Annotated in this window: 16 protein-coding genes, 1 tRNA gene and 1 pseudogene; all 18 read left to right on the forward strand. The window is 63.2% G+C overall.

From position 1 onward, the window contains the following. Nucleotides 1-747 precede the first annotated feature (747 nt). The 18 genes and pseudogenes from AC1PME_RS03400 (at nucleotide 748) to AC1PME_RS03485 (ending at nucleotide 22,079) form a co-directional block, all read left to right on the forward strand. Complete coding sequence (locus tag AC1PME_RS03400; protein WP_481097302.1) at nucleotides 748-3,909, forward strand: maltotransferase domain-containing protein; 3,162 nt, start codon at nucleotides 748-750, stop codon at nucleotides 3,907-3,909. After that, complete coding sequence (treS, locus tag AC1PME_RS03405; RefSeq protein ID WP_481097303.1) at nucleotides 3,906-7,259, forward strand: maltose alpha-D-glucosyltransferase; 3,354 nt, start codon at nucleotides 3,906-3,908, stop codon at nucleotides 7,257-7,259. Before AC1PME_RS03400 ends, treS begins: the two co-directional genes overlap by 4 nt. Beyond that, complete coding sequence (glgB, locus tag AC1PME_RS03410) at nucleotides 7,256-9,439, forward strand: 1,4-alpha-glucan branching protein GlgB (RefSeq protein WP_481097304.1); 2,184 nt, start codon at nucleotides 7,256-7,258, stop codon at nucleotides 9,437-9,439. Before treS ends, glgB begins: the two co-directional genes overlap by 4 nt. A gap of 729 nt (nucleotides 9,440-10,168) precedes the next feature. After that, on the forward strand, nucleotides 10,169-10,405 hold the full coding sequence (locus AC1PME_RS03415; RefSeq protein WP_307548457.1) for a hypothetical protein: 237 nt from the start codon (nucleotides 10,169-10,171) through the stop codon (nucleotides 10,403-10,405). 9 nt (nucleotides 10,406-10,414) lie between these two features. Further along, nucleotides 10,415-10,966 (forward strand): hypothetical protein, encoded by a 552-nt coding sequence (locus AC1PME_RS03420; protein ID WP_481097305.1) that lies wholly within the window; start codon nucleotides 10,415-10,417, stop codon nucleotides 10,964-10,966. 364 nt (nucleotides 10,967-11,330) lie between these two features. Then, nucleotides 11,331-11,675, forward strand: a complete 345-nt coding sequence (locus tag AC1PME_RS03425) for a JAB domain-containing protein (RefSeq protein ID WP_481097306.1) — start codon at nucleotides 11,331-11,333, stop codon at nucleotides 11,673-11,675. Between the two features lie 838 nt (nucleotides 11,676-12,513). Continuing rightward, nucleotides 12,514-12,834: a hypothetical protein gene (locus AC1PME_RS03430; RefSeq protein WP_254460296.1), complete on the forward strand. Its 321-nt coding sequence runs from the start codon at nucleotides 12,514-12,516 to the stop codon at nucleotides 12,832-12,834. Nucleotides 12,835-13,900: 1,066 nt separating this feature from the next. Next, a complete protein-coding gene (locus AC1PME_RS03435; RefSeq protein WP_307552839.1) occupies nucleotides 13,901-14,542 on the forward strand; it encodes a hypothetical protein in 642 nt (213 codons plus the stop codon). A 47-nt stretch (nucleotides 14,543-14,589) separates the two neighbouring features. Beyond that, nucleotides 14,590-15,729 (forward strand): TrbL/VirB6 family protein, encoded by a 1,140-nt coding sequence (locus AC1PME_RS03440; protein WP_481097307.1) that lies wholly within the window; start codon nucleotides 14,590-14,592, stop codon nucleotides 15,727-15,729. Between the two features lie 20 nt (nucleotides 15,730-15,749). Beyond that, a complete protein-coding gene (locus AC1PME_RS03445) occupies nucleotides 15,750-16,283 on the forward strand; it encodes a DUF4189 domain-containing protein (RefSeq protein WP_481097308.1) in 534 nt (177 codons plus the stop codon). A gap of 159 nt (nucleotides 16,284-16,442) precedes the next feature. Further along, a complete protein-coding gene (locus AC1PME_RS03450; protein WP_481097309.1) occupies nucleotides 16,443-16,967 on the forward strand; it encodes a hypothetical protein in 525 nt (174 codons plus the stop codon). A 436-nt stretch (nucleotides 16,968-17,403) separates the two neighbouring features. After that, on the forward strand, nucleotides 17,404-17,643 hold the full coding sequence (locus AC1PME_RS03455) for a hypothetical protein (RefSeq protein ID WP_481097310.1): 240 nt from the start codon (nucleotides 17,404-17,406) through the stop codon (nucleotides 17,641-17,643). Next, nucleotides 17,633-18,167 (forward strand): annotated as a pseudogene (locus AC1PME_RS03460) (Tle-like phospholipase domain-containing protein); the annotation flags it as partial. The gene AC1PME_RS03455 and the pseudogene AC1PME_RS03460, both read left to right, overlap by 11 nt. 49 nt (nucleotides 18,168-18,216) lie before the next feature. Then, nucleotides 18,217-18,564: a VapC50 family PIN domain-containing toxin gene (locus tag AC1PME_RS03465; protein ID WP_481097311.1), complete on the forward strand. Its 348-nt coding sequence runs from the start codon at nucleotides 18,217-18,219 to the stop codon at nucleotides 18,562-18,564. Between the two features lie 112 nt (nucleotides 18,565-18,676). Further along, nucleotides 18,677-18,753, forward strand: a tRNA-Ile gene (locus AC1PME_RS03470). A gap of 30 nt (nucleotides 18,754-18,783) precedes the next feature. Continuing rightward, nucleotides 18,784-20,013 (forward strand): hypothetical protein, encoded by a 1,230-nt coding sequence (locus AC1PME_RS03475; protein ID WP_481097312.1) that lies wholly within the window; start codon nucleotides 18,784-18,786, stop codon nucleotides 20,011-20,013. A gap of 321 nt (nucleotides 20,014-20,334) precedes the next feature. Continuing rightward, entirely contained in the window at nucleotides 20,335-20,493 is a 159-nt protein-coding gene (locus tag AC1PME_RS03480) for a hypothetical protein (RefSeq protein ID WP_481097313.1), read from the forward strand. 194 nt (nucleotides 20,494-20,687) lie between these two features. Further along, the gene (locus tag AC1PME_RS03485) at nucleotides 20,688-22,079 is read left to right on the forward strand and encodes a hypothetical protein (protein ID WP_481097314.1); all 1,392 of its coding nucleotides are present in this window, start codon (nucleotides 20,688-20,690) and stop codon (nucleotides 22,077-22,079) included. Nucleotides 22,080-22,370: the final 291 nt, after the last annotated feature.

The raw sequence follows: 22,370 nt of genomic DNA on the forward strand, positions 1-22,370 counted from the left end.
AGTTGCGACGGGGCATTCCCGGCCAAGCCCGTCGCGGCTGAAGCCGCTCCTACAGGGGTGTGTGGCGAGTCCCGCAGGGTGCACTGTGCAAGGGGCTTCAGCCACGACTGCCGTAGCAATCGGTCATTGGATGGCTCCACTCGTCGCGACTGAAGTCGCTCCCACAGCGGCTTGCGGCGAGCCTGCCGGGTGCACTGTGGGAGGGACTTCAGTCCCGACGCATTGCGCCATCGCAAAGCACAGCACTTCGCGCGTCGCGGCAGCATGACAGTTGACTCCCGCAGGGCCAGCGGGATCCGGCTGGAGTGTGGTGGCAGCAGGTTCACAGATGCGTTGAAGCTGCACCGGCATGAGGCTGCGCCTGGATGACAGCCGAGGCTTCCGCGCTGCACGACGGCCTCGTGCGCGCCTCGAGCGGACGTCAACATCGCGTGAATATTCGGTGTGACGTGCGTTGGGCTTGGTCGCGCAACGTGCTTCGCCCCACATCGTCACATCGCGCCGCATCACATGCACGCGTATTTAATGTCATCCACACATTCCATTTGCGGCGTTCGTGGTCTCGTGTCGGTGCTGCATCGCATCGCGCGGACCGGGTGCGCCGGCACCGTCGCGATCCTGGAGGCGCGGCAGCGTGCAGGCCCATTCCGTTCCGGTGCCGTTGCCATGCGACGGCGCGATCCGCGTTGCCGGCAACGGCGTGCAGAGGCGACGTGTCCTTCTCATTCGTCGAACGGGATTTTCCGAATGCATGTCTGCCTGCTGTCCCCCTTTCCTACTCACGATGCGGCCGCGCTGGACGCGGCCTTGGCGGCGGCGCAGGCGCAGGGATGCGATCACGTCGTGCTGCCCAACCCGTTCGCACAGGACGCGGACGGCCGCCTGCATGACCCGGCGAGCGACGACGCGGCCGGCCACGCGCAGCTGCAGCGCTGGCTGCAGCGCGCCGAGCAGCACGGACTGCGCGTGGTGCTGGACCTGCGTATCGACGAGATCGGCGGCGGCAGCCGCCTGCTGCAGGAACATCCGCACTGGTTCCGCGCGCGCAGTTCGGCGCTGCCGGACCCGCGCGCCGAACGCGCCGCGCCGGACATCGCCCAGGGCCGTTTCGCCTCCGCCGAAGAGGGCGCGGGACTGGCGCAGTGGTGGAGTGCGCGCCTGCTCGACTGGCTGCACAGCGGCGTGGCCGGCTTCCGCGTGCTGCAGCCGCAGCGCGTCCCGGCGTCGCTGTGGCGCACGCTGATCGACGGGGTCCACGCGCAGGCGCCGCAGGCGCGGCTGCTGGCGTGGACGCCCGGGCTGGGCCTGGATGCCTTGCGCGGCTTGGCCGGCGCCGGCTTCGATGCCGCGTTCTCCTCGCTGGCCTGGTGGGACGGCCGCGGCGACTGGTTCTTCGACGAGGACAGCGCCCTGCGCGCACTGGCGCGCTGCGTGGTCGCCACCCTCGATGCCGACACCGCCAGCGATGCGCCACTGCCGTTGCCGCGCGCGCAGCGGCAGCGCCTGGCCGCCGCGTTCGGCGGCGCCTGGGCGATCGCCGCGCAGGACATACTGACGGAACATGGGCAACCCGAGCCTGCGCAGCACGGTATGTCCGAGGGCGACGCGTCCATGCCGGCAGCGTCGCTGCCCGACGCCACCGCGCCGCTGCGCCTGCGCCCGCTGCTGCGCGACGGCGCGTTGACCGCGGTGGCGGTGGAGCCGCTGGACGCGGCGCCGTGGCTGGTGCTGCTCAACAGCGACCGCGACCACCTGCTGCCGGTGCCTGGGACGGCGCTGCTGCGCCTGCTCGGCGACAGCGAAGGCCTGCTCAGCGACCATGGCGAACCGATCCAGGGCGAGCAGGGCGGTACGCTGGAAGCGGGCGAAGTCCGTATCTACCGCAGCCTGCCGGCGCGCCCGGTGCTGACCGCCGCGCGTGCGCGCACGCCGGCCGAGGTCGCCGCCGGCGAGGCGCGGGTGTGCATCGAGGCGGTGACGCCGTCGGTGGACGATGGCCGCTTCCCGGTCAAGCGCACGGTCGGCGACCGCGTGTGCGTGGAGGCCGATGCGTTCTGCGACGGCCACGACCGCATCGCCGTGGCGCTGCTGTGGCGCGCCGCCGACGCGCGCACCTGGTCGAGCGCGCCGATGCGCGCGCTCGGCAACGACCGCTGGCGCGGCGAGTTCCCGTTGCAGCGCCTGGGCCGCTACGAGTTCCGCATCGAGGCCTGGCGCGACGTCTACGCCACCACCCATGCCGACCTGGAGAAGAAGCGCGCCGCCGGCACCCTGCTGCCGGTGGACGTGCAGGAAGCGCTGGCCCAGGTCGAGGCCGCGCGCGCGCGCAGCCGCGGCGCGCTGGCCACGCGGCTGAAGGCCATCGCCACGCGCATCGCCCGCACCGACGACCTGGCCGAGAAGGCGCAACTGTTGCTCGAACCGGACACCGCCGAGGCGATGGCGCGCGCCGACGCCAAGCCGTTCCGCACCGAGTACCCGATGACCTTCCGGGTCGAGGCCGAACGCCGCGCCGCGCACTTCGCCAGCTGGTACGAACTGTTCCCGCGCTCGCAGAGCGGCGATGCGCAGCGCCACGGCAGCTTCGACGACGTGATCGCGCGGCTGCCGCACATCCAGGCGATGGGTTTCGACGTGCTGTACATGCCGCCGATCCATCCCATCGGCGAGAAGAACCGCAAGGGCCGCAACAACGCGGTGACCGCCGAGCCGGGCGAGCCCGGCAGCCCGTATGCGATCGGCTCGGCCGAGGGCGGGCATACCGAGGTGCATCCGCAACTGGGCGGACTGGAAGGCTTTCGCCGCCTGCGCGCGGCCGCGGCCGCGCACGGCCTGGAGCTGGCCCTGGACTTCGCCATCCAGTGCGCGCCGGACCATCCCTGGCTGCGCGAGCATCCGGACTGGTTCACCTGGCGCGCCGACGGGTCCATCCCGTACGCGGAGAACCCGCCGAAGAAGTACCAGGACATCGTCAACGTCGACTTCTATGCCAGCGGCGCGGTGCCGGCGCTGTGGAACGCGCTGCGCGATGCGGTGCTGTTCTGGGTCAGCGAGGGCGTCACCCTGTTCCGCGTCGACAACCCGCACACCAAGCCGTTCCCGTTCTGGGAATGGCTGATCGCCGAAGTGCGTGGGCGCCACCCGGAAGTCGTGTTCCTCTCCGAGGCCTTCACCCGGCCCAAGCCGATGTACCGGCTGGCGAAGGTCGGCTTCTCGCAGTCCTATACCTACTTCACCTGGCGCCAGCACAAGGCCGAGCTGCAGGCCTATATCGAGGAACTCAACAGCGGCACGCCCAGCGAGTGCTTCCGCCCGCACTTCTTCGTCAACACCCCGGACATCAATCCGCTGTTCCTGCAGCAGAGCGGACGCAGTGGGCACCTGATCCGCGCGGCGCTGGCGACCACGTTGTCCGGGCTGTGGGGCATGTACCAGGGCTTCGAGCTGTGCGAGGCCACGCCGCTGCCCGGCAAGGAGGAATACCTGGACTCGGAGAAGTACCAGTTGCGCGTGTGGCCCGAGCGCGCGCCGGGCGACATCGTCGAGGAGATCACCCGCCTCAACCTGCTGCGCCGCCAGCATCCGGAACTGCAGTCGCACCTGGGCACGCGCTTCTACGTCGCGCACAACGAGCAGGTGCTGTACTTCGGCAAGTTCCTCGACGCCGCGCACCTGGCGCGCGGCCGCAGCCTGGTGCTGGTGGCGGTGAGCCTGGACCCGTACGCGCCGCAGAACGCGCAGATCGAAGTGCCGCTGTGGGAACTGGGCCTGCCCGACCACGCCGGCGTCGCCGTGCGCGACCTGTGGGACGGCCACGACTTCACCTGGTATGGCAAGACCCAATACATCCGCCTCGATCCGTCGCGGCCGTTCTCCCTGTGGCGCATCCGCGCCGGAGCCCCTGCATGAATGTCGCCCTGACCTCGTCCCCGCCACTCGAGCCGCGCGCACCGGCCGGCGATGCGCGCTGGTACAAGGACGCGATCATCTACCAGGTGCACGTCAAGTCGTTCTTCGACTCCAACGACGACGGCATCGGCGACTTCCCCGGGCTGATCTCCAAGCTCGACTACATCGCCGACCTGGGCGTGGACACGATCTGGCTGCTGCCGTTCTACCCCAGCCCGCGCCGCGACGACGGCTACGACATCGCCGAGTACATGGCGGTGCACCCGGACTACGGCAGCATCGCCGACTTCGAGCGCTTCGTGGCGCAGGCGCATGCGCGCGGCATCCGCATCGTCACCGAACTGGTCATCAACCACACCTCCGACCAGCATCCCTGGTTCCAGCGCGCCCGCAGTGCCCCGGCCGGCTCGCCCGAACGCGCGTTCTACGTGTGGTCCGACAGCGACCAGGACTACGCCGGCACCCGCATCATCTTCTGCGACACCGAGAAGTCGAACTGGACCTGGGACCCGGAGGCCGGCCAATACTTCTGGCACCGCTTCTACGCGCACCAGCCGGACCTGAACTTCGACAATCCGGCGGTCATGGAAGCGGTGCTGGAAGTGATGCGCTTCTGGCTGGACCTGGGTGTGGACGGACTGCGCCTGGATGCGGTGCCGTACCTGATTGAACGCGAGGGCACCTCCAACGAGAACCTGCCCGAGACCCACGCGATCCTGCGCCGCATTCGCGCCACTCTCGACGCCGAGTACCCGGACCGCATGCTGCTGGCCGAGGCCAACATGTGGCCGGAGGACACCCAGCAGTACTTCGGCGAGAACGCCGACGAATGCCACATGGCGTTCCACTTCCCGCTGATGCCGCGCATGTACATGGCGATCGCGCGCGAGGACCGCTTCCCGATCACCGACATCATGCGCCAGACCCCGGAGATCCCGCAGAGCTGCCAGTGGGCGATCTTCCTGCGCAACCACGACGAGCTGACCCTGGAGATGGTCACCGACTCCGAGCGCGACTACCTGTGGCAGACCTACGCGGCCGACCGCCGCGCGCGCATCAACCTCGGCATCCGCCGGCGCCTGGCGCCGCTGCTGGAGCGCGACCGCCGCCGCATCGAGCTGATGACCTCGCTGCTGCTGAGCATGCCCGGCACGCCGGTGCTGTACTACGGCGACGAGATCGGCATGGGCGACAACATCCATCTCGGCGATCGCGACGGCGTGCGCACGCCGATGCAGTGGTCGATCGACCGCAATGGCGGTTTCTCGCGTGCCGATCCCGCGGCGCTGGTATTGCCGCCGATCATGGATCCGCTGTACGGCTTCCAGGCGGTGAACGTGGAGGCGCAGCAGCGCGACCAGTATTCGCTGCTGACCTGGACCCGGCGCATCCTGTCGGTGCGCAAGCGCTACCGCGCGTTCGGCCGCGGCACGCTGCGCTTCCTGTATCCGGGCAACCGCCGCCTGCTCGCCTACCTGCGCTGCCACGAGGACGAGACCGTGCTGTGCGTGGCCAACCTCTCGCACACGCTGCAGGCGGTGGAACTGGACCTGTCCGAGTTCGAGGGCCGGGTGCCGGTGGACATCCTCGGCGGCGGCAGCTTCCCGCCGATCGGGCGGCTGACCTATTTGCTCACCGTGCCGGCGTTCGGGTTCTACGCCTTCCAGTTGGTCGGCAATGCGACGTTGCCGGACTGGCACGTGCCGGCGCCGGTGCCGTTGCCGGATTACCAGACCCTGGTGCTGCGCAGCACTGTGGACAGCGCCGGCCTGCAGGCGCACCTGCCGACGCTGGAGCGCGACATCCTGCCGGCATGGCTCACCACCCGGCGCTGGTTCGCGGCCAAGGATCGCGCGCTGCGCAGCGTGCGCATCGCGCGGCGCACGCCGCTGTCAGGCGGCGACGGCCTGACCCTGCTGGAAATCGAGGCGGAGCTGGACGACGGCGCGCACGAGCACTACATCCTGCCGCTGGGCATCGTCTGGGAGCGCGAGCAGCCGAGCGTGCTGGCCGAGCAGTTGGCACTGGCGCGCGTGCGTCACGGCCGCGAGGTCGGCTATCTGACCGATGCCTTCGCGCTGAAGCCCTTTACTCTGAGCATGCTCGCCGCGCTGCGCGACAAGGCGGAACTGCGCGTGGACGGCGAGGCCGGCAATGCATCCGCCGCCGAGCGTATCCGCTTCTGTCCGACGTCGGCGCTGCAGCGCGTGAATATCCCCCACGACCCGGAGATCCGCTGGCTGTCGGCCGAGCAGAGCAACAGCTCGCTGATCGTCGGCGACGCGGCGGTGTTCAAGCTACTGCGGCGCGTGTCGGCCGGCATCAACCCGGAGATCGAGATCGGCGAACGCCTTACCGCGCTGGGCTACGCCAACGCCGCGCCGCTGCTGGGCCATGTCGCCCGTGTCGAGGCCGACGGCAGCGAGACCACGCTGGCCTTGCTGCAGGGCTTCGTGCGCAACCAGGGCGATGCCTGGCGCTGGACCCTGGACCACCTGGCGCGCGGCGCCGAGGAATACGACGCCGCCCAGGACGATGCCGCGCGGCTGGAGAGCGTGGCCAGCTACGACGCCTTCGCCGCCCTGGTCGGGCGGCGCCTGGCGGAACTGCACGCGGTGCTGGCGCAGCCCACCGACGCGCCCGCCTTCGCGCCGCAGGCGGTGGACGCGGCCGCCGCGCAGCAGGTGGTGGACGGCGTGGTGCACGAGGTGCAGGCGATGTGGGACACGTTGCTGGCGCACCGCGCGGCCAACGACGACCCGGCCGAGCATGCGGCGGTGGACAGCCTGCTGGCCGAGCGTGCGCGCCTGGACGCCTGGTTGCAGCAGGCACCGTCGCTGTTGTCCGGCGCGCTGCTGACGCGCGTGCACGGCGATTTCCACCTCGGCCAGATCCTGGTCGCGTTCGACGACGTGGTGCTGATCGACTTCGAAGGCGAGCCGGCCAAGTCGCTGGACGAACGCCGCGCCAAGGCCAGCCCGCTGCACGACGTGGCCGGCTTCCTGCGCTCGCTCGACTACGCCAGCGAAGTCTCCGCGCGCGGCGAGGAGGGCACTGCCGCGCGTGTGGGCGCGGGTCTGGACACCGCGCAGGAGGCGTTCCTGGCCGCGTTCCGCAGTCGCGCCAGCGCCGCGTTCCTGGCCGCCTACCGCGGCGTGCTCGACGCCAGCCCGCACCCGTGGGTGGCGCCGGCCGCGTTCGAGGCCACCACCTTGCTGTTCCTGATCGAGAAGGCCTGCTACGAAATTCGCTACGAGGCCGCCAACCGCCCGGCATGGATCATGGTGCCCATACAGGGACTGTTGCGCATACTCGACCGCTTTCCCGTGCCCCAGGAGTCGATTCGATGAGTGATGCCGTCCACGTCTGGGACGACGCGACGCAGCGCGCCTTCGCCACCGCCCGCCACGGCGACCCGTTCGCCGTGCTGGGCGCGCACCGCCTCGGCGCGGCGCGGGTGCTGCGCAGCTACCAGCCGGGCGCCGACGCGGTGCTGGCGGTGCTGGAGGACGGCAGCGAAGTGCCGCTGCAGCAGGGGCCGGAAGGCTTCTTCCATGCCGAACTGCCGGGCGAGGGACGCTACCGCCTGCGCATCCGCTGGCCCGGCGGCGAGCAGGACACCGCCGACGCCTACGCCTTCGGCCCGCAGCTGAGCGACTTCGACCTGCACCTGATCGCCGAAGGCCATCATCTGCAGCTTGCCGATGCGCTGGGCGCCAACGTGGTCGAGGTCGACGGGGAGCGTGGCACCCGCTTCGCGGTCTGGGCGCCCAATGCCTCGCGCGTGGCGGTGATCGGCGACTTCAACAGCTGGGACGCGCGCCGCCACCCGATGCGCCTGCGTCACCAGGCTGGCGTGTGGGAACTGTTCGTGCCCGGCGTCGGCCCCGGCGCCCGCTACAAGTTCGCCCTGCGCGGCCCGCGCGGCGAAGAGCTGCCGGCCAAGGCCGACCCGGTCGCGCGCCAGGCCGAACTGGCGCCCGGCACCGCCTCCATCGTCGCCGACCCCGCGTCGTTCTCCTGGCGCGACGATGCCTGGATGGCCACCCGCGCGCGCCGCCACGCCCCGCAGGCGCCGATCAGCGTGTACGAAGTGCATGCCGGCTCGTGGATGCATGCCGACGACGGCAGCCTGCTCGACTGGGACGCGCTGGCCGAGCGGCTGATTCCCTACGTGGCCGACATGGGGTTCACCCACATCGAACTGCTGCCGGTCACCGAGCATCCGTTCGGCGGCTCCTGGGGCTATCAGCCGCTGGGCCTGTTCGCCCCGACCGCGCGCTTCGGCAGCCCGGAAGGCTTCGCCCGCTTCGTCGATCGCTGCCACCGCGAGGACATCGGCGTCATCGTCGACTGGGTGCCGGCGCATTTCCCCACCGACGCGCACGGCCTGGCCCACTTCGACGGCACCGCGTTGTACGAACACGCCGACCCGCGCGAAGGCTTCCACCGCGACTGGAACACGCTCATCTACAACCACGGCCGTCGCGAAGTCTCCGGCTTCCTGATCGCCAGCGCGTTGGAGTTCCTGCAGCGCTACCACGTCGACGGCCTGCGCGTGGACGCCGTCGCCTCCATGCTCTACCGCGACTACAGCCGCAACGCCGGCGAGTGGGTGCCCAACATCCACGGCGGCCGCGAGAACTACGAGAGCATCGCCTTCCTGCGCCGGCTCAACCAGGTGGTGGCCGAGCGGGCCCCCGGTGCCATGACCATCGCCGAGGAATCCACCGCCTGGCCCGGCGTCACCGCCGATCTCGCCCACGGCGGCCTGGGTTTCAACTACAAATGGAACATGGGCTGGATGCACGACAGCCTGCACTACATCGAGCTGGACCCGATCTACCGCCGCTACCACCACGGCGAGATGACCTTCAGCATGGTCTACGCGTATTCCGAGCGCTTCATGCTGCCCATCTCCCACGACGAAGTGGTGCACGGCAAGCGCTCCCTGCTTGGCCGCATGCCCGGCGACGACTGGCAGCGTTTCGCCAATCTGCGCGCCTACCTCGGCTACATGTACACCCACCCCGGGCGCAAACTGCTGTTCATGGGCTGCGAAATCGCCCAGCCCACCGAGTGGAACCACGATGCCGCGCTGCCCTGGCACCTGCTCGACCAGCCCAACCACCGCGGCATCCAGCGCCTGGTCCGCGACCTCAACCGCCTCTACGCCGAGCACGCCGCACTGCACGCCCGCGACGACGAACCCGAGGGCTTCGCCTGGGTCATCGGCGACGACGCCGGCAACAGCCTGTTCGCCTACCTGCGCAAGGCCCGCAGCGGCGACACCCCACTGCTGGTGGTGGCCAACCTCACCCCGCAGGTGCACCACGGCTACCGCATCGGCGTGCCCCGCGCCGGCCGCTGGCGCGAATTGCTCAACTCCGACAGCGAGATCTACGGCGGCAGCAATACCGGCAACGGCGGTAGCGTGCGGGCCGAGAACATCGGTGCGCACGGGCATCCTGCTTCATTGGTGCTGACCGTGCCGCCGCTGGCGGTGCTGGTGCTTGGGGTTGAGGAGTAGGGGTAGGGGGTGGGGGGAGGCGTCCGTTGGTGGGAGCGAAATCGGCTGTTGTGGGAGGGACTCCAGTCCCGACGCTTTCCCGATCCACTGTCAGCACTCGAGCCGTAACCACACGAGATGCCGAAGATTCGCACCCGTTAGGTGCAGTCCTCGGCGCCTAGCTCGCTGCGCCCACAGGCCGAGAGCAATTCTCGGCCCCGTCTACCGCCCCGGGCAGACAGCCCACCGCCCCGACCGGTAAACTCACGCCCGCCTCGGCGCCTTCCTCTGCATGCGCGCCAGAGGCGCTAAGCCGGCGGCGACGCATCGCCCGCCCGCTCCGGACGCGTCCGATGGCTCAACGGTTAGGGCAGAGGACTCATGAGCGTCTAAAGTGGCATTTCGCAAGCCCTTGCAGGCGTTGGGAATTTCGCTATTGTTTCGATAAGAAATTGTTTTGTAATAATTTTTCAGTGCGTCGCAACGCATTGAACTTGGATGGGCAGCGATCAACTTGTAGCTCGCGTGTAGCCTATGTGTAGCCTGGGATTGGCTGCGCGTAGCCTAGAGGAGTCCAAGATGCCCAAGAGTCCCTACCGCCGGCCGCGGCTGGGGAGCAAACGCGATACATGGACGATGAATTGACCGGCTTCGGTCTGCGCGTTTCAGCGACCCAAAAGGTGTTCTATCTCCAGGTCCGCATTGGCAGGAAGGTGCCGAAGCGGAAGCTTGGAGAGTACGGCCCCATCCATGACTGTCGATCAGGCGCGCAAAAAAGCTCTGCTGTTGAAAGCGCCGTTGTTGGAAGGCAAAGATCCCTACGCCGAGCGTGAGCGATGCCCTATCGACGCCACACTCGGAGAACTCTTCCAGGAGTACCGTGACGAGGTTGCGCACTGCGCCAACATCAAGAAGAGCATTGACGCAGCCATCAAGCACTCCGGTGGCCATGAGGGGCAGGCGTTCAAGAGCAAGCCGGACGGCTGATCGAATGAGATGGTCGAGATCGTGAAGGGCGTGCTGCCCAACTGGCTCAAGCGGCCATACCGAGAGATCACACAGGATGATGTGCTAGCGCGCTTCGATGTAGGCTCACGCATGCTTGCCAAGCATCGGCGCGACGGCCCGCCGGCACCCATCACTCGTACCATCAATCAGCACTTCAAGTATCTACAGGCTGCCTACAAGGACGCGATCAGCAAGCATCGTCTGGCCGGTGTGGGTTTCTCCAATCCAGTTGCCATCCTCAGAACTGCACGGCGCTGGGACCGAATGAACAGGCGCAGCGGATTGCTGGAGACGACGAAGCCCTACTTCGTGAAGTGGTGGTTTGCCTGCGAAGCGTTGAAGCCAGTAGAGGGCGACTACATCCTGTTCACGCTCATCACGGCTAGCCGTTCTGTTGAGTCCGCGACACTACGGTGGAGCACCGACGTGGATTTCAAGAAGAACGAGGTGACATTCCGGGACACCAGGAATGGTCAGTCCTACACCTTTTCCGCTCGCGCCGCTGGCGCGCACGATCTTGGAGCGACGCTATGTGGCTAGGATCAACGACTTCGTGTTCGGCTATGCCAAATCGAAGACGGGCCATATGGCCTGCCCACCGCAGTACCACATCAAGCTCGTTCGGGAAGCATGCGATCGCTTGTGGTCCATGCACGACCTCCGGCGCATCTTTGCCACCACGCTGACGCGTCTGAACGTGCATGCGTTTACGATCGCGCACCTGATGAAGCACTCGCCCAATAGCTCGATGACGTTTTCCTACGCGCCTCCCACACGGGAGCAGCTACTGGAAGCACTTACCAGTCAGAGCAGGTACGGCCTTCCGCCAGCAATGACGAATCCGTAGTTTCAGCCGCCGTCGCCGCTTGAACGCTATGGCGAGCGCTATGGCGAGAATGAACCTGTGCGGCAGCGTCAGCGCGACGTCCTGATTACAGCATCAGCACGAGACGGCGATCAAACCGCCTACCCAACACCTGTGATCGACTGCGTGGAGATGTTCCACGGCACGATCGACGCCGCCGACGTGCATCCGCGCGAGGTGATGAAGCAGGCGCTGCGGCTCAATGCGGCCGCGGTCATCGTTTCCCACCACCATCCGAACGGAGGCGCCGAGCCGAGCGCGGCCGATAAAACGATGACTTCACGGCTTCGTCAGGCGCTGGCGCTGTTGGACATTCGCACGCTGGATCACCTCATCGTCGCAGGCGCCGTTGCCATGTCGTTCGCAGAGCATGGTTTGCTTTGACGTTGGGGCTTCGGCCCCCTTTTTGCTACGCCTGCCGGTGCTTCACGCCAGCCGCCGGCAGTGATGGCGGCATAGGGCTGACGCTGCCAGAGGGCATCGGTGCAATGCTCAGCACCCGGCGCTGTCCTCCAGGTGCGCCCCAACGCTCAACTGTCTACAGGGCGCCTGGGGAGCCTCTTGTAAGCTCCGCGCGGACGCTCATGCAGGAATCTCCAGGGATGGGTCGAAGAAGATCACCAGCGCGGCGCAGGGGGTGCTGACCGCCAGCGTCTACTGCTGCATGGGCGTAGAGCAGGCCACGCAGTGGCAGCCGCGACGCGACCTCGAAGACCGATGGTTGCCTGGCATGTCGTTGACAACGTCAGCAGGCATGGAGACGGCATGGCCTCCTTACCTTTGTCCACGGCGACCAGCGTCTGCCAGCAATCGCTGCGGTGGCGATGGCATTGCCGGAAAATATCCATAAATTCAGATGGTTGCAGAGTCGCATGGCCCAAACCTCGCATTCAGGAGTTTCCTGAAGTTGTGGTCAGGCATAGTTTCGGTAAAGTAACGCGGCGCGCGCCTCACTCCGGAGTACGGATGGCTAGCTAGGCACATGCTCAAGCGCTATCCCCACCTTCGCGCGGAAGACCTGGTACATACTTCACCACAGTTCCCGGACCTCGCCGTCCGCTTCTACAAGCCGACTACAACGCCACCCGCCATGCTGAGAATCACGCATCGCCCAATCCAGCCGCCGCCACAGGAAGCGGCGCCGGCACTGTCTCGTTGAGCCGCGCTTATCGCAAGTCGCCCAGAAACAAGCACGTCATTTCAGTAACCAGGGAGGTTCATCATGAAACTACGCGCCATTTCCGCCACTCTCGCGCTGGCTGCGGCTTTAGACCTCGGCCTGAGCGCCCCGGCTCGCGCACAGGCGCCTGATTCTTGCTCGGTCTTTCTTTGCATGGCCAGCGTGTCCGGGTTCGGCACTCCGAGTCCCCAATGTGCGGCGCCAATCGCAGCTTTCCATGCCATCCAGGTATGGAGCCCGGCGTTCAACCCGCCGGCCACGGCGGCGGCACGCCGGACATTTCTGATGACATGTCCAGGCGCGATCGTACCGAATCAACACATCGTGGAAACCATCATCGCGCAGTGGGGCTACGAACCTTGACTGGTATCGCCCGCTGATCCAGAAAGCGATTGCGTCTGGGACTTTTTCGGGGATACCGCCATGCGCCTGTTCGCCTTGGTCATCGCGCACTGCCCGTGGACCGGCCAGCCTCTCGTAGACATCCAGTTGCCATAATTGATGGCAATGACCGAGGTGTTTATGGGCAACAGCAAGCAATGCACGGATGAGTTCCGTGCCAAAGCGGGGAGGCAGGTAATCGAGCGTGGCTTCACGGTGGTGGACGTCGTGTCCCGCATCCAAGCACACGGTGTATAGCCGATGCAGGCGGCCAAGATCACGGGTGGCTGGCTGCCACCGTTAGAGTTTGAAAGGAGTTACGCGCAGAGCCGCAGATGAGTGTCTACGGAAATCTGGCTGGTTCACGCTTACACTGGAAAGCGGCAGGCGATGACCATGCTGCCCGACGATGGTCGGCGGAGTTGCCATGTGGTCACGCATCACGTTTCCTTCCCCCCTGCGGGGTGGTCGCCTGCATCTTGGGCTTGGCCAAGGTACGTGATCCGGTCAGGCGGGTGTTGACAAAACGGACTGCGCAAACGCGGTAGGAAACTGCCGCGTTGAGGGGTCAGACTTTTCCTACGTCCCTCTGTAGGGCCAAGCATAGAAGGCGTTCGGCGAAGCCGGCCACGCCCGCCTGAATGGGTGGAGGTGGAAATTCACCCATACCTATGCCAGAGTTTGCCCCAACCTGCCCCAACTGCGCATAAGGACCATGGCCGCAGCAGGACGAGAACCTGCATTCATCCCCCAGCCCAGGTCGTGGGCGGACCCGCAGTCGTCAGCAAGAAATTGCTCCTGCGGCTGCCACGCAGTGCTTCTCCCCCTCCCAAGCCGCCCCCCCGCTGGCGTCCTCGCTACATAGGACTGCCTCCTGTCCCGCTCCACCGGTTTTGCTTCTGACCCGACGAGACCTGCCGTGAATACAGCATTTCGCCAACGCCGCTCCCTCATCCCGCTCTCGCCGCTGTTCGCGGCCCTGCTGCTTGTCGGCGGTTTCTGCGCCGGTCAAGCCGACGCACAGGTGATCGTCAATGATCCGGCGTCGATGTCCAAAGCCATGGCGGAATACGCGGAGACCGCAAAGCGCTGGCAGGAAACGATCAGCCAGTACCAGAAGCAGTTGGAGCACTACCAGCAGCAGCTCATCAAGCTCCAGCGGCTGCAACTCGGCGGTTCCACCATGCAAGACAACTTTGCCGACCGCCCCCTGGAGTACGGAGTGGAAGACAGTTGCCCGGGAGCCGCGCAGAGTGGCCTCTCGGGATTGCTGAGCCAGTTCAAGGCGCTTGCGCCGAACATGAGCGGCGATGCGGTTGGGGAGCAGACGAAAGTGTGCGCGCGCATCGTGATGGCGCAAAACGCGCAGTACAACGAGACGGTGCGCATGCTCAAGCGATTGATCGATCGCAACCAGCAGTTCAAGCAGCAGATCGAGGCCCAGCGCGACAGCATCGGGTCGAGCCAAGGCGGACTGGCTGCCAACGATAACGAAGTCCGCCGCTTCGCGGCGCAGAACGCCATGGACCTAGACTACTGGAATGCGCAGATGAAGGCTTACGACGCCTACATCGTCGCCTTGAAGGACGACCAGTCGCGCCTGGCCCGGCGTGCCCTGAACGGCAACAAGGACAACCTGCTGGGGCAGGTCGTGCAGGCCGGCGTGCTGGCTGGCGCGCTGCAAAACTGATCGCGTCGCAGCCCACATCCACCATGGACATCGGATAAACACGCAGCATGAACGGACTTTTCGACACTGCGACGCACTGGGTGCAGCCGCTGGCAGACGCTAACCTGGGCGACTTCCTGTTCTTCAGGCTTGTTAACAACTACTTCACCAACGAGATCGCGACCTTCGGTCTGGAGTTGACGCGGCGGGCGATGCGCTGGGTGAGTGTGATCGCGCTGACGGCGACGATGTTCTGGGTGCTGATCCAGGGCTATCGCATCGCCACCGGGCAGTCACGGGAATCGGCGATGGCGACGATCGTCAAGGCGGCCAAGGTCGCAGTGATCCTCATGATCGCGTCCACCGTCGGCGCCAACGGCGCGATGTTGCACAAGACGATGACCGACAACCTGGACAAAGAGATCCACGGCTTGTTCACCGGCGACGATAATTCCAGCGCAGCCGATGCGATCGACCAGAATCTGGAGTACACCCAGCTCGCGATGGCCGCCCTGGATGCCGTGAAGGTGGACGCCAACGATCCGGAGTCTATCGATCAAAAGAGCCGAGCGATCCTGTTGGCTGGATTCGGCACGGCCGGTCCGCCCATGGTCGCTGGTGCGATGCTGCTGTTGTTCAAGTTCACCCTGGCCTTCCTGGTGGGCATCGGGCCGATCTTCATCTTCTTCCTGATGTTCGATCAGACGAAAGACCTGTTCAAAAAATGGTTGTACTACCTGATCGGCACGCTATTCTCATTATCGATGCTGTCGGTGGCGACGGCGATGGTGTTGAAGTTCACCGCCAAGGTGGCAGGTGCCTACTGGGCCATGAAACTCATACCGCTGGGAAATGCGGAAGGTTTGTCTTCCCAGGCGCTGCAGCAGGGAGGGATTGGCTTGCTCATGACCTTGCTCATCGTCTCAGTGCCGCCCATGGCGGCAGTGCTCTGGCAGGGCAGCATGGCGTCCTTCATGCACTTCTCGGCGTTCTCCGGTGGTGCAGCGTCAACGCCAGGGCCGCAGGGGCAGCCGCCGGGGTCGTATGTGCCGCAACAACCTGCACGAAGCGATTCATCTCCTTATACATCCGAAGTGGTTGGATCGCCCCAAAATCTGGGTGTCAGAGGCGGGCCTTCATCGGTCGCCACACAGCCGACTGGGGTTCGTGGAAATGCTGTTAATAATGATGGAAATAGGTTTTCTTGAATGTTGATGGCTGAGGGCGTATGAAAACCAGAGCAGTAATTTTTCTATTCTATCTGGCTTTTCCATCTATTGCGGCGGCTGAAGGAGGTTGTCCGCCGGGACAACTTCCAGCACAATCAAATGGAAATATAGCGTCATGTACGCCCATCCCACAAGGTTATTATCAGCAGCAATCACCTCAGCCACGTCCTTCGGGCGAATGGATTAAAACTTGGGGAGCTATTGCAATGGGGGCGATTGATGGCGTTCCTCACTATGGCGTTCCTGTTGGGAAAACTTCTAAATCAGACGCCCAATCAGACGCAATAGACCGTTGCGCAAAACGTGGTGCAATAGGCTGTAAAGTAATTCTGACCTACTTCAATCAATGTGCGGCTCTTGCTGAACCTAAGACACCCGGAGGTGACATCGTTGGCCGTGTGGTGGCTGTTGGACGGTCATCAATAGAGCTCGCAGAGAGTGCTGCACTTGAAGGATGTGGTAGAGAAAATGGCAGCTCTCAATGTAGCGTTGTTTATAAAGCCTGCTCAGATCCAATCTTTAAAAAATTCTAGAACCCTCAATCGGCAATGACGCTGCAAATGGTGTAGGCGGGGCACGACTTAATAAACAATAAATTTTACGAGAAATGCCTTCCGGAAGTTCCACAAAATAACATGTGCGATTTTCACTAAGTCAGTCACTGAGGATGCGCCATAGTCGGACCTGGCCTCATGCTGCAAACACTATCCGCTGATAAGTGGCAGCAGTCGGTGCAGCGTGTAAGGGCGTTGCTGACCCTTTGTCTCTTGATACTCTCGCTGACTGCCAGCCTGACTGCGCTCGCCTATCGCACGTCAGAGAACATCATCCTGTTGCTGGCGCAAAGCTTGGCAGCCATGGGAGCGCTCGTTCACCTTGGCATCGCGGCGATGTTACTTAGGCTGGCAATAGGCGCATCAGCTACCAAGCAGCGCCTTCAGGCACACGGCGGGCGCATCGCACAGTGGCGCCCGTTGCGCCGGTCCATCTTCGGCGTCGTTGGCGCAGCTGTGCAGGTGCTCATGATGAGCTTGGCGGTAAGTGCGCTGCCAATCGCTCTGCCGATGGTAATGCGCGTGCCGGAAGCTGGAATGATGTTCGTGATTTTGATCGCTGCCCTGTTGCTACTCGGTGTTTCTATCAGGCGCAGTTGCCGCGGGCTGACCGAGGCCCTAGCGCAGGCCGAATGGGCGATACGCAGCACCTTGGTGGCCTAACGCCCTTATGAACGCTCAGACTGTTGCTGCCGGGTTTCTTCTGTCCCTCTTGGCCGGATGCAATCAGATGAATGCCGCCTCTTAAAAAGCCGACGGTGTTGCGCAAACCGCAGTCGATGGAAATCCAGTTTATCAGCGTAATGTCAAGCTGACCCAGGCGTATCGAATTGCGATGACCATCGAAGGTGTGCCGGGAACGTTTGGGTATGTCTCAGGTACTGCATTTTATGACATGGCCAATTATGAATAGTGTGCGCCGCTTAACGAGCCATTCGAAGGCGTGAGAACCAAGCCGAAAAAAGCGGGAATACCCGTCAACTGTCATAAGATCGACGGGCAACATTATGTGGGGACGGTGTATGCCGACGGCATGGTCGACGCGGACTATTACGGCATGGGCGTGTGTCGCTTTTAGCTAACAGGCGTCGGTATTGCATTGAAGGCGACCGGCAAGCATGAAGAAACGCGGTACGAGCCTGCGCTGTTCAAGAAGGAGATTTATAGTTCAGCGCCCAAGGTCACGTACTTCTGGAAAGGACTCTATCCGAGAGCGGGCGTGGATGACTTCCCGGATAGCAGCGTATCAACCATTGATGACTTCAATGAGAATGCACGACCCAATATCTTCAACGTGACGCTGACATCGGAGAGATGCTTCCACGAGCATGACGACTAGCCAATATGCGGCGCTGGCAAATGATGCATATAAAAAGCCGCCCGAGACCGGGGGAAAGAAGTAAGCCTCTCGATATAGGAGGTGTCTCCTACAAGCGGCTCAGCTATATGGATAGCATTTCCGGCTATCAAGGCATGCTTTATCAACGGCTGGATACCAACGAACTCATCGTCGCACACCGCGGCAGCGAGTTCGACCGCGAGCCGTGGCGCGATGGCCTGGTTGCCGATGGGGGCATGGTCGCCGCCCGTCACAACGCCCAAGCGGCGGATGCCATTGAGTTCACTCGACACGCCCTGGAAACCGCAGAATAGATTGGCCAGTACACCGAGGTTCATGACGTCGCCGTTGTTGGCCATTCACTCGGTGGCGGTCTCGCGGAAATCAACGCGCGTCACTTTGGGCTGAAGTGCGAAATCTTCAACGGCTATGGGGCCGTCAGCTTAAATCGTCGTATTCCCTGAGGCGGCAACGCGGTCATCAATCACGTGATGGCGGGAGATCCCGTCAGCGCTGCCAGCCGCAGGTCGACCGCACGTCCAAGTTGATGGACCGCGCCATTCCGGACGGTCGGTGGAGGGATTCGATTCGCTCATCCCAGGGCTGGCGCTGCCCGATCCGGACGACCGCCACGTCTTGGCCGCGGCGATTCGCTGCGGCGCCAACGTGATCGTGACCTTCAACGAGCGGGATTTTCCCGCCGAGTTGCTGGCTCCCTACGGCATCGAGTCGCAGCATCCCGATGAGTTCGTGGACAACCTGCTGGATCTGGATGCCGCTGCTGTCGTGTCTGCGGAGCAGCGTCAGCGGGCTCAATTGAAGACGCCCCCGATCGATGTGGACTCTTACCTGGGCATCATGTTGCGCCAAGGTCTGGTCCAAACCATCAAGACGCTTGCTGCCTACCGCTCCATTCTCTGATTGCCCAACGCGGGTCGTCAGCGTACCGCAGTGGCGAAGGCTGTTTCTCGATCCGAATGAAGGCCTTGGCAGTTTGTTGAGGCGTTAGCGGTGTGCGACAATAGTAGGATGTGGGCCCTTAGCTCAGTTGGTTAGAGCGCGCGACTCATAATCGCTTGGTCCCCGGTTCGAGCCCGGGAGGGCCCACCACCCCACATACTGCTGCTATCCAATCAAGCCATGGCCAGGCTTGCTGCTGGCGCAGGGCTCCACGTCAACGATTTCCTAGCAGAAACGCTTGAGCCCTCATATCTCAGGGACGACGCGGTGAATCCTTCGCGGACTATTGAACTGGCCTTGAACGCCTTTCCCTCGCTGCCGGCGGAGCTGCTGGACGCCGCCGGCAAGCCGGTGACGTCAATCACTGTTCCCAAGAGTGAGCTGTTCCACCAGTTCTACTTGACGAAATATGGGGAGGCACCCGCCGTCGACGACGTTTTTGAATATTGGGGACGGCTGACGGCTGGGTCCGATTGGCGCATGAAGGGGGCGGGTACTGGGGCCGACACCGAATCCAAGCGCAATGTGTCCAATGAGTTGGGAAAGGCGTTTGCGCGATGGTTCCTGTACACATACCTGGGACACACCTATTTCTGTCCGTTTGACGTTGCAATGAAAATGAGCTGGCCGGGATCTGGACATACCTGGAGCCGGCGAAAGCCTGGCGATCTGCCTGATTATGTTTGCGGGCCCGACGAAACCAGCAGTATCCATTTGCTTGAGGCGAAGGGCCGCTACAGCTCGGTGACGTTTAAGACCAAGGAATTCGACAGCTTCCGGAAGCAGCTTGCGCGAGCGCGACTGTGTGATTCGGCAGGGAGGGAACTGGCAGTTAAGGGCTTCATTAGTGCAGCTCGCTGGGGCACAGAAGAGACGCCTAAGGTAAAGTCAAAACTGTGGGTAGAAAATCCGTGGACCGAGGGTATGCGCGACGCTGGCTACCCCGAGTCCGTCGGGAGATCGATGGTATTTGGTCACTACGTTTCCATCTTCCAAAGACTGCAGTTGCCGGTTGTCGCGGACAGCCTTCAATTTGCGTTTCCTCTGCAAGGGCAGGCGAGCAACGAACGGCGCGGCCTATGGGTGTGTCGGACAGGCCCATTGGCAGGGAGTAAGTTCGTAGGCGGGATCATCCCCAGCCCAGGTCATCGCGGTTACTGGCCGATGTACCACGACGGCTGGCTCGGAAATCCTCTCACTTTGCATCCTCCCGTCCAATTTTTCGGCCTAGAGGCTGGCATGTTCCACAGCGTGCTCCAGGCGGCACGTGCTGGGGTAGATCAGCCCACACGTCTCGAACCGATGTTTGTGCCAGATCGGTTGGGGTCACTCAGCCTATTGCGCGACGGCTCCATCCTGGGGCCGGCCAGCTACTTTGAAGCGATCGGTGTTGTCCGCATTGACGAGTAGGTGGCGGTGGGCTGAGACTGTAGCCTAGATGTAGCCTGGGCGAAGCGCACTCTTGGTAATTGATTGATCCATAAGGGGAATTATCCAATTGACGGATCACTCATGATCCTTTGGTTCCAGGTTCGAATCTTGGTGGGCCACCAGTCGATCTACGTCCCGCATGGTGAGCGCACGCCCGGCTGGTCTGTCGCGATGTGCGTGCTCGAACGGGGTGTCCAAGTTGCGCAAGGTGTCTCTCGGCAACGCCAATGCGCATATGGCGGCATGGCTGCACAGCGCCGATGCATTCAAGCTCTAAATCTCCACCCTCACTAGTGTGTGATGCAGCTTGAACTCGAAGCGCTGTCCATCGAATGCAAGCACGCCATCCAGAGCGTGATGCTGTTGAAAGCGGGTGTTTCCCAAATGCGCTACGGCCGCGGTGCAGTGCCACGGGTTGCAGATCGACAGGCGCGCCGCGGCACCGGATGGCGATTGTGACGCGCAACGCCCCGAACTGCCATTCGACGTCAATCCATGGCGTGGCTCGGCAATGCCTTCCCTGCGTGGCTCAAGCCCTTCTCGGATAGCGGTACAGAGATCATTTTTGCCCACTTTCATCAAGCTGCGCTAAACTAGCCGCCGGGGCTACTAGAAACGCAGTCGCGGTCGCGTGCTCTTAAACACGAGTGGATGTGGGCGCGCGCCTGGTCGCGTTCTTCTGGTTTGATTATGCAAATGACAGATTTGGATGGTGTCGCGCGATGAATGCATTGAGAGGCAAGGGGAGCGAAGGGTGGGGCGCGCAGTCGATCATCGAATGGAGCCTGATTGCATTGGGCTTTCTGGTTGTTTTGGCCACGTTGAATCCTAATGTTGGTGGAGATGGAGCGGTTCGCTTCACTTCGGTACAGGGGTTTTTACAGGGTGACGAGCGGTTCTCGAAGTTTTCATTGGTGCAGCCGTTGCTCTCCATGCCATTGGCGTGGCTGGCAGTGGCATTGCATGTCGAGCCCTCCAGATTCGTGGCATATTTCAATTTTCTGATTTTCATTTTGTTTGCGATTCCCATATACAGGCAGATCATGCTTCGTTATGGTGCGGGAACGGGCCGTGCATGGCTGCTGTTGATGCTGTGTGGCTCGATGTTTCCCCATCATTTGCAGAATTACTATGGCGAAGTGCTCAGCGCGCTTTGTCTTTTTCTCGGCGTGTTGTGGGTAGAGCGTAGACCTTTGGCCTCGATGGTGTTGATGGCGGTCGGCTGCGTGAATACTCCCGCATTGCTGCCACCTTTCCTGGCATTTGCCCTGGTCTGGTTCGTCCTTGATAAAAAGAAGATTCCTTGCGCTTCCGCCGCGCTTGCAATCGCTGCCGTTGCTTTTGAGTTGTGGGTCAAGCACGCAGGCGCCGCAGGTGGCTATTTTTCCGATAGCGAGCATGGATTCCAGACGGTTCTTCCTTACTCGGGTCGTTCAGGATTCAGCTATCCGGTATTGTTCGGGCTGATTTCGATTTTTCTATCGTTTGGCAAGGGGCTTGTTTTTTATATCCCGGGCGTGTTTCTCGCCATGAGCAAAAGGGTGCGTTCGACTTTGCAGCTTGATGCTCGTGCCTCGTTGATTGCATTGGTGGCTTTGGTTGGGCCGGTGTTGCTGTATTCAAAATGGTGGGCTTGGTACGGCGGAAGTTTCTGGGGCCCGCGATTCTTCCTTTATCTATGTGCTCCAGCCTGTCTGATAATGGCACGCCTGGTGCAGGAGAAAGCCCTTTCTTTGCCGCGATTGTCGTTGCTTTGGCTAGTGGTTCTGCTTTCGGTATGGGTGTCCGTTGATGGCTATGTCTTTGCGCAAAGCGACATGGATGCGTGTTGGGGGGAGAATTACGCGAAGGAATATTTGTGTTGGTATATTCCCGAGTTTAGTGCATTGTGGCGTCCTTTCGTGACGGGGCGGTTTTGGGACTTTTTTGAGCAGGCGCGCGCAATCTATGGAGCTTGGAGCTTGCTGGCGTTGTGCTATTTGAGTGGCTTGATGCTATGGAATAATCCCCATCGGCTCCAGCTTCCGAAAAGGCTCGCTCGTTAAGCCACGCCTCGTGAAGCGGTAATGTCGTCACTCAAAGCACGGCGCAGAGCGGGAGCGCTTCTGCCGCCGGGCGGCTCATTGGGAGTCCGGCGCTGCCGGGCTGGATGTTGATGTCCGGGATGTAGGCGTCACTGCCGGAGCTGGCAAGGTCTGCTGTTCGTGACTAGTCGCATGAAGTCCGTGCACCGGCGTTTGGGCTTTGGGGTTCGCATGCGCTCGCCGTCGTGGGCTGCGTCTGATGTGGGCTCTCGCCGCGATTGCCGAGTCGATCCGGCACGAGTTGCACGGTCG

The sequence above is a fragment of the Xanthomonas sp. NCPPB 901 genome, assembly GCF_056725085.1.

Excerpts from the sequence above, each read along its gene's own strand:
- AC1PME_RS03400 (WP_481097302.1), top strand. The coding sequence starts at position 748 with ATGCATGTCTGCCTGCTGTCCCCCTTTCCTACTCACGATGCGGCCGCG.
- AC1PME_RS03480 (WP_481097313.1), top strand. The coding sequence starts at position 20,335 with ATGCAGCTTGAACTCGAAGCGCTGTCCATCGAATGCAAGCACGCCATC.
- glgB (WP_481097304.1), top strand. The coding sequence starts at position 7,256 with ATGAGTGATGCCGTCCACGTCTGGGACGACGCGACGCAGCGCGCCTTC.
- treS (WP_481097303.1), top strand. The coding sequence starts at position 3,906 with ATGAATGTCGCCCTGACCTCGTCCCCGCCACTCGAGCCGCGCGCACCG.
- AC1PME_RS03420 (WP_481097305.1), top strand. The coding sequence starts at position 10,415 with ATGGTCGAGATCGTGAAGGGCGTGCTGCCCAACTGGCTCAAGCGGCCA.
- AC1PME_RS03445 (WP_481097308.1), top strand. The coding sequence starts at position 15,750 with ATGAAAACCAGAGCAGTAATTTTTCTATTCTATCTGGCTTTTCCATCT.
- AC1PME_RS03435 (WP_307552839.1), top strand. The coding sequence starts at position 13,901 with ATGTCCAAAGCCATGGCGGAATACGCGGAGACCGCAAAGCGCTGGCAG.
- AC1PME_RS03440 (WP_481097307.1), top strand. The coding sequence starts at position 14,590 with ATGAACGGACTTTTCGACACTGCGACGCACTGGGTGCAGCCGCTGGCA.
- AC1PME_RS03430 (WP_254460296.1), top strand. The coding sequence starts at position 12,514 with ATGAAACTACGCGCCATTTCCGCCACTCTCGCGCTGGCTGCGGCTTTA.
- AC1PME_RS03475 (WP_481097312.1), top strand. The coding sequence starts at position 18,784 with ATGGCCAGGCTTGCTGCTGGCGCAGGGCTCCACGTCAACGATTTCCTA.
- AC1PME_RS03450 (WP_481097309.1), top strand. The coding sequence starts at position 16,443 with ATGCTGCAAACACTATCCGCTGATAAGTGGCAGCAGTCGGTGCAGCGT.
- AC1PME_RS03415 (WP_307548457.1), top strand. The coding sequence starts at position 10,169 with ATGACTGTCGATCAGGCGCGCAAAAAAGCTCTGCTGTTGAAAGCGCCG.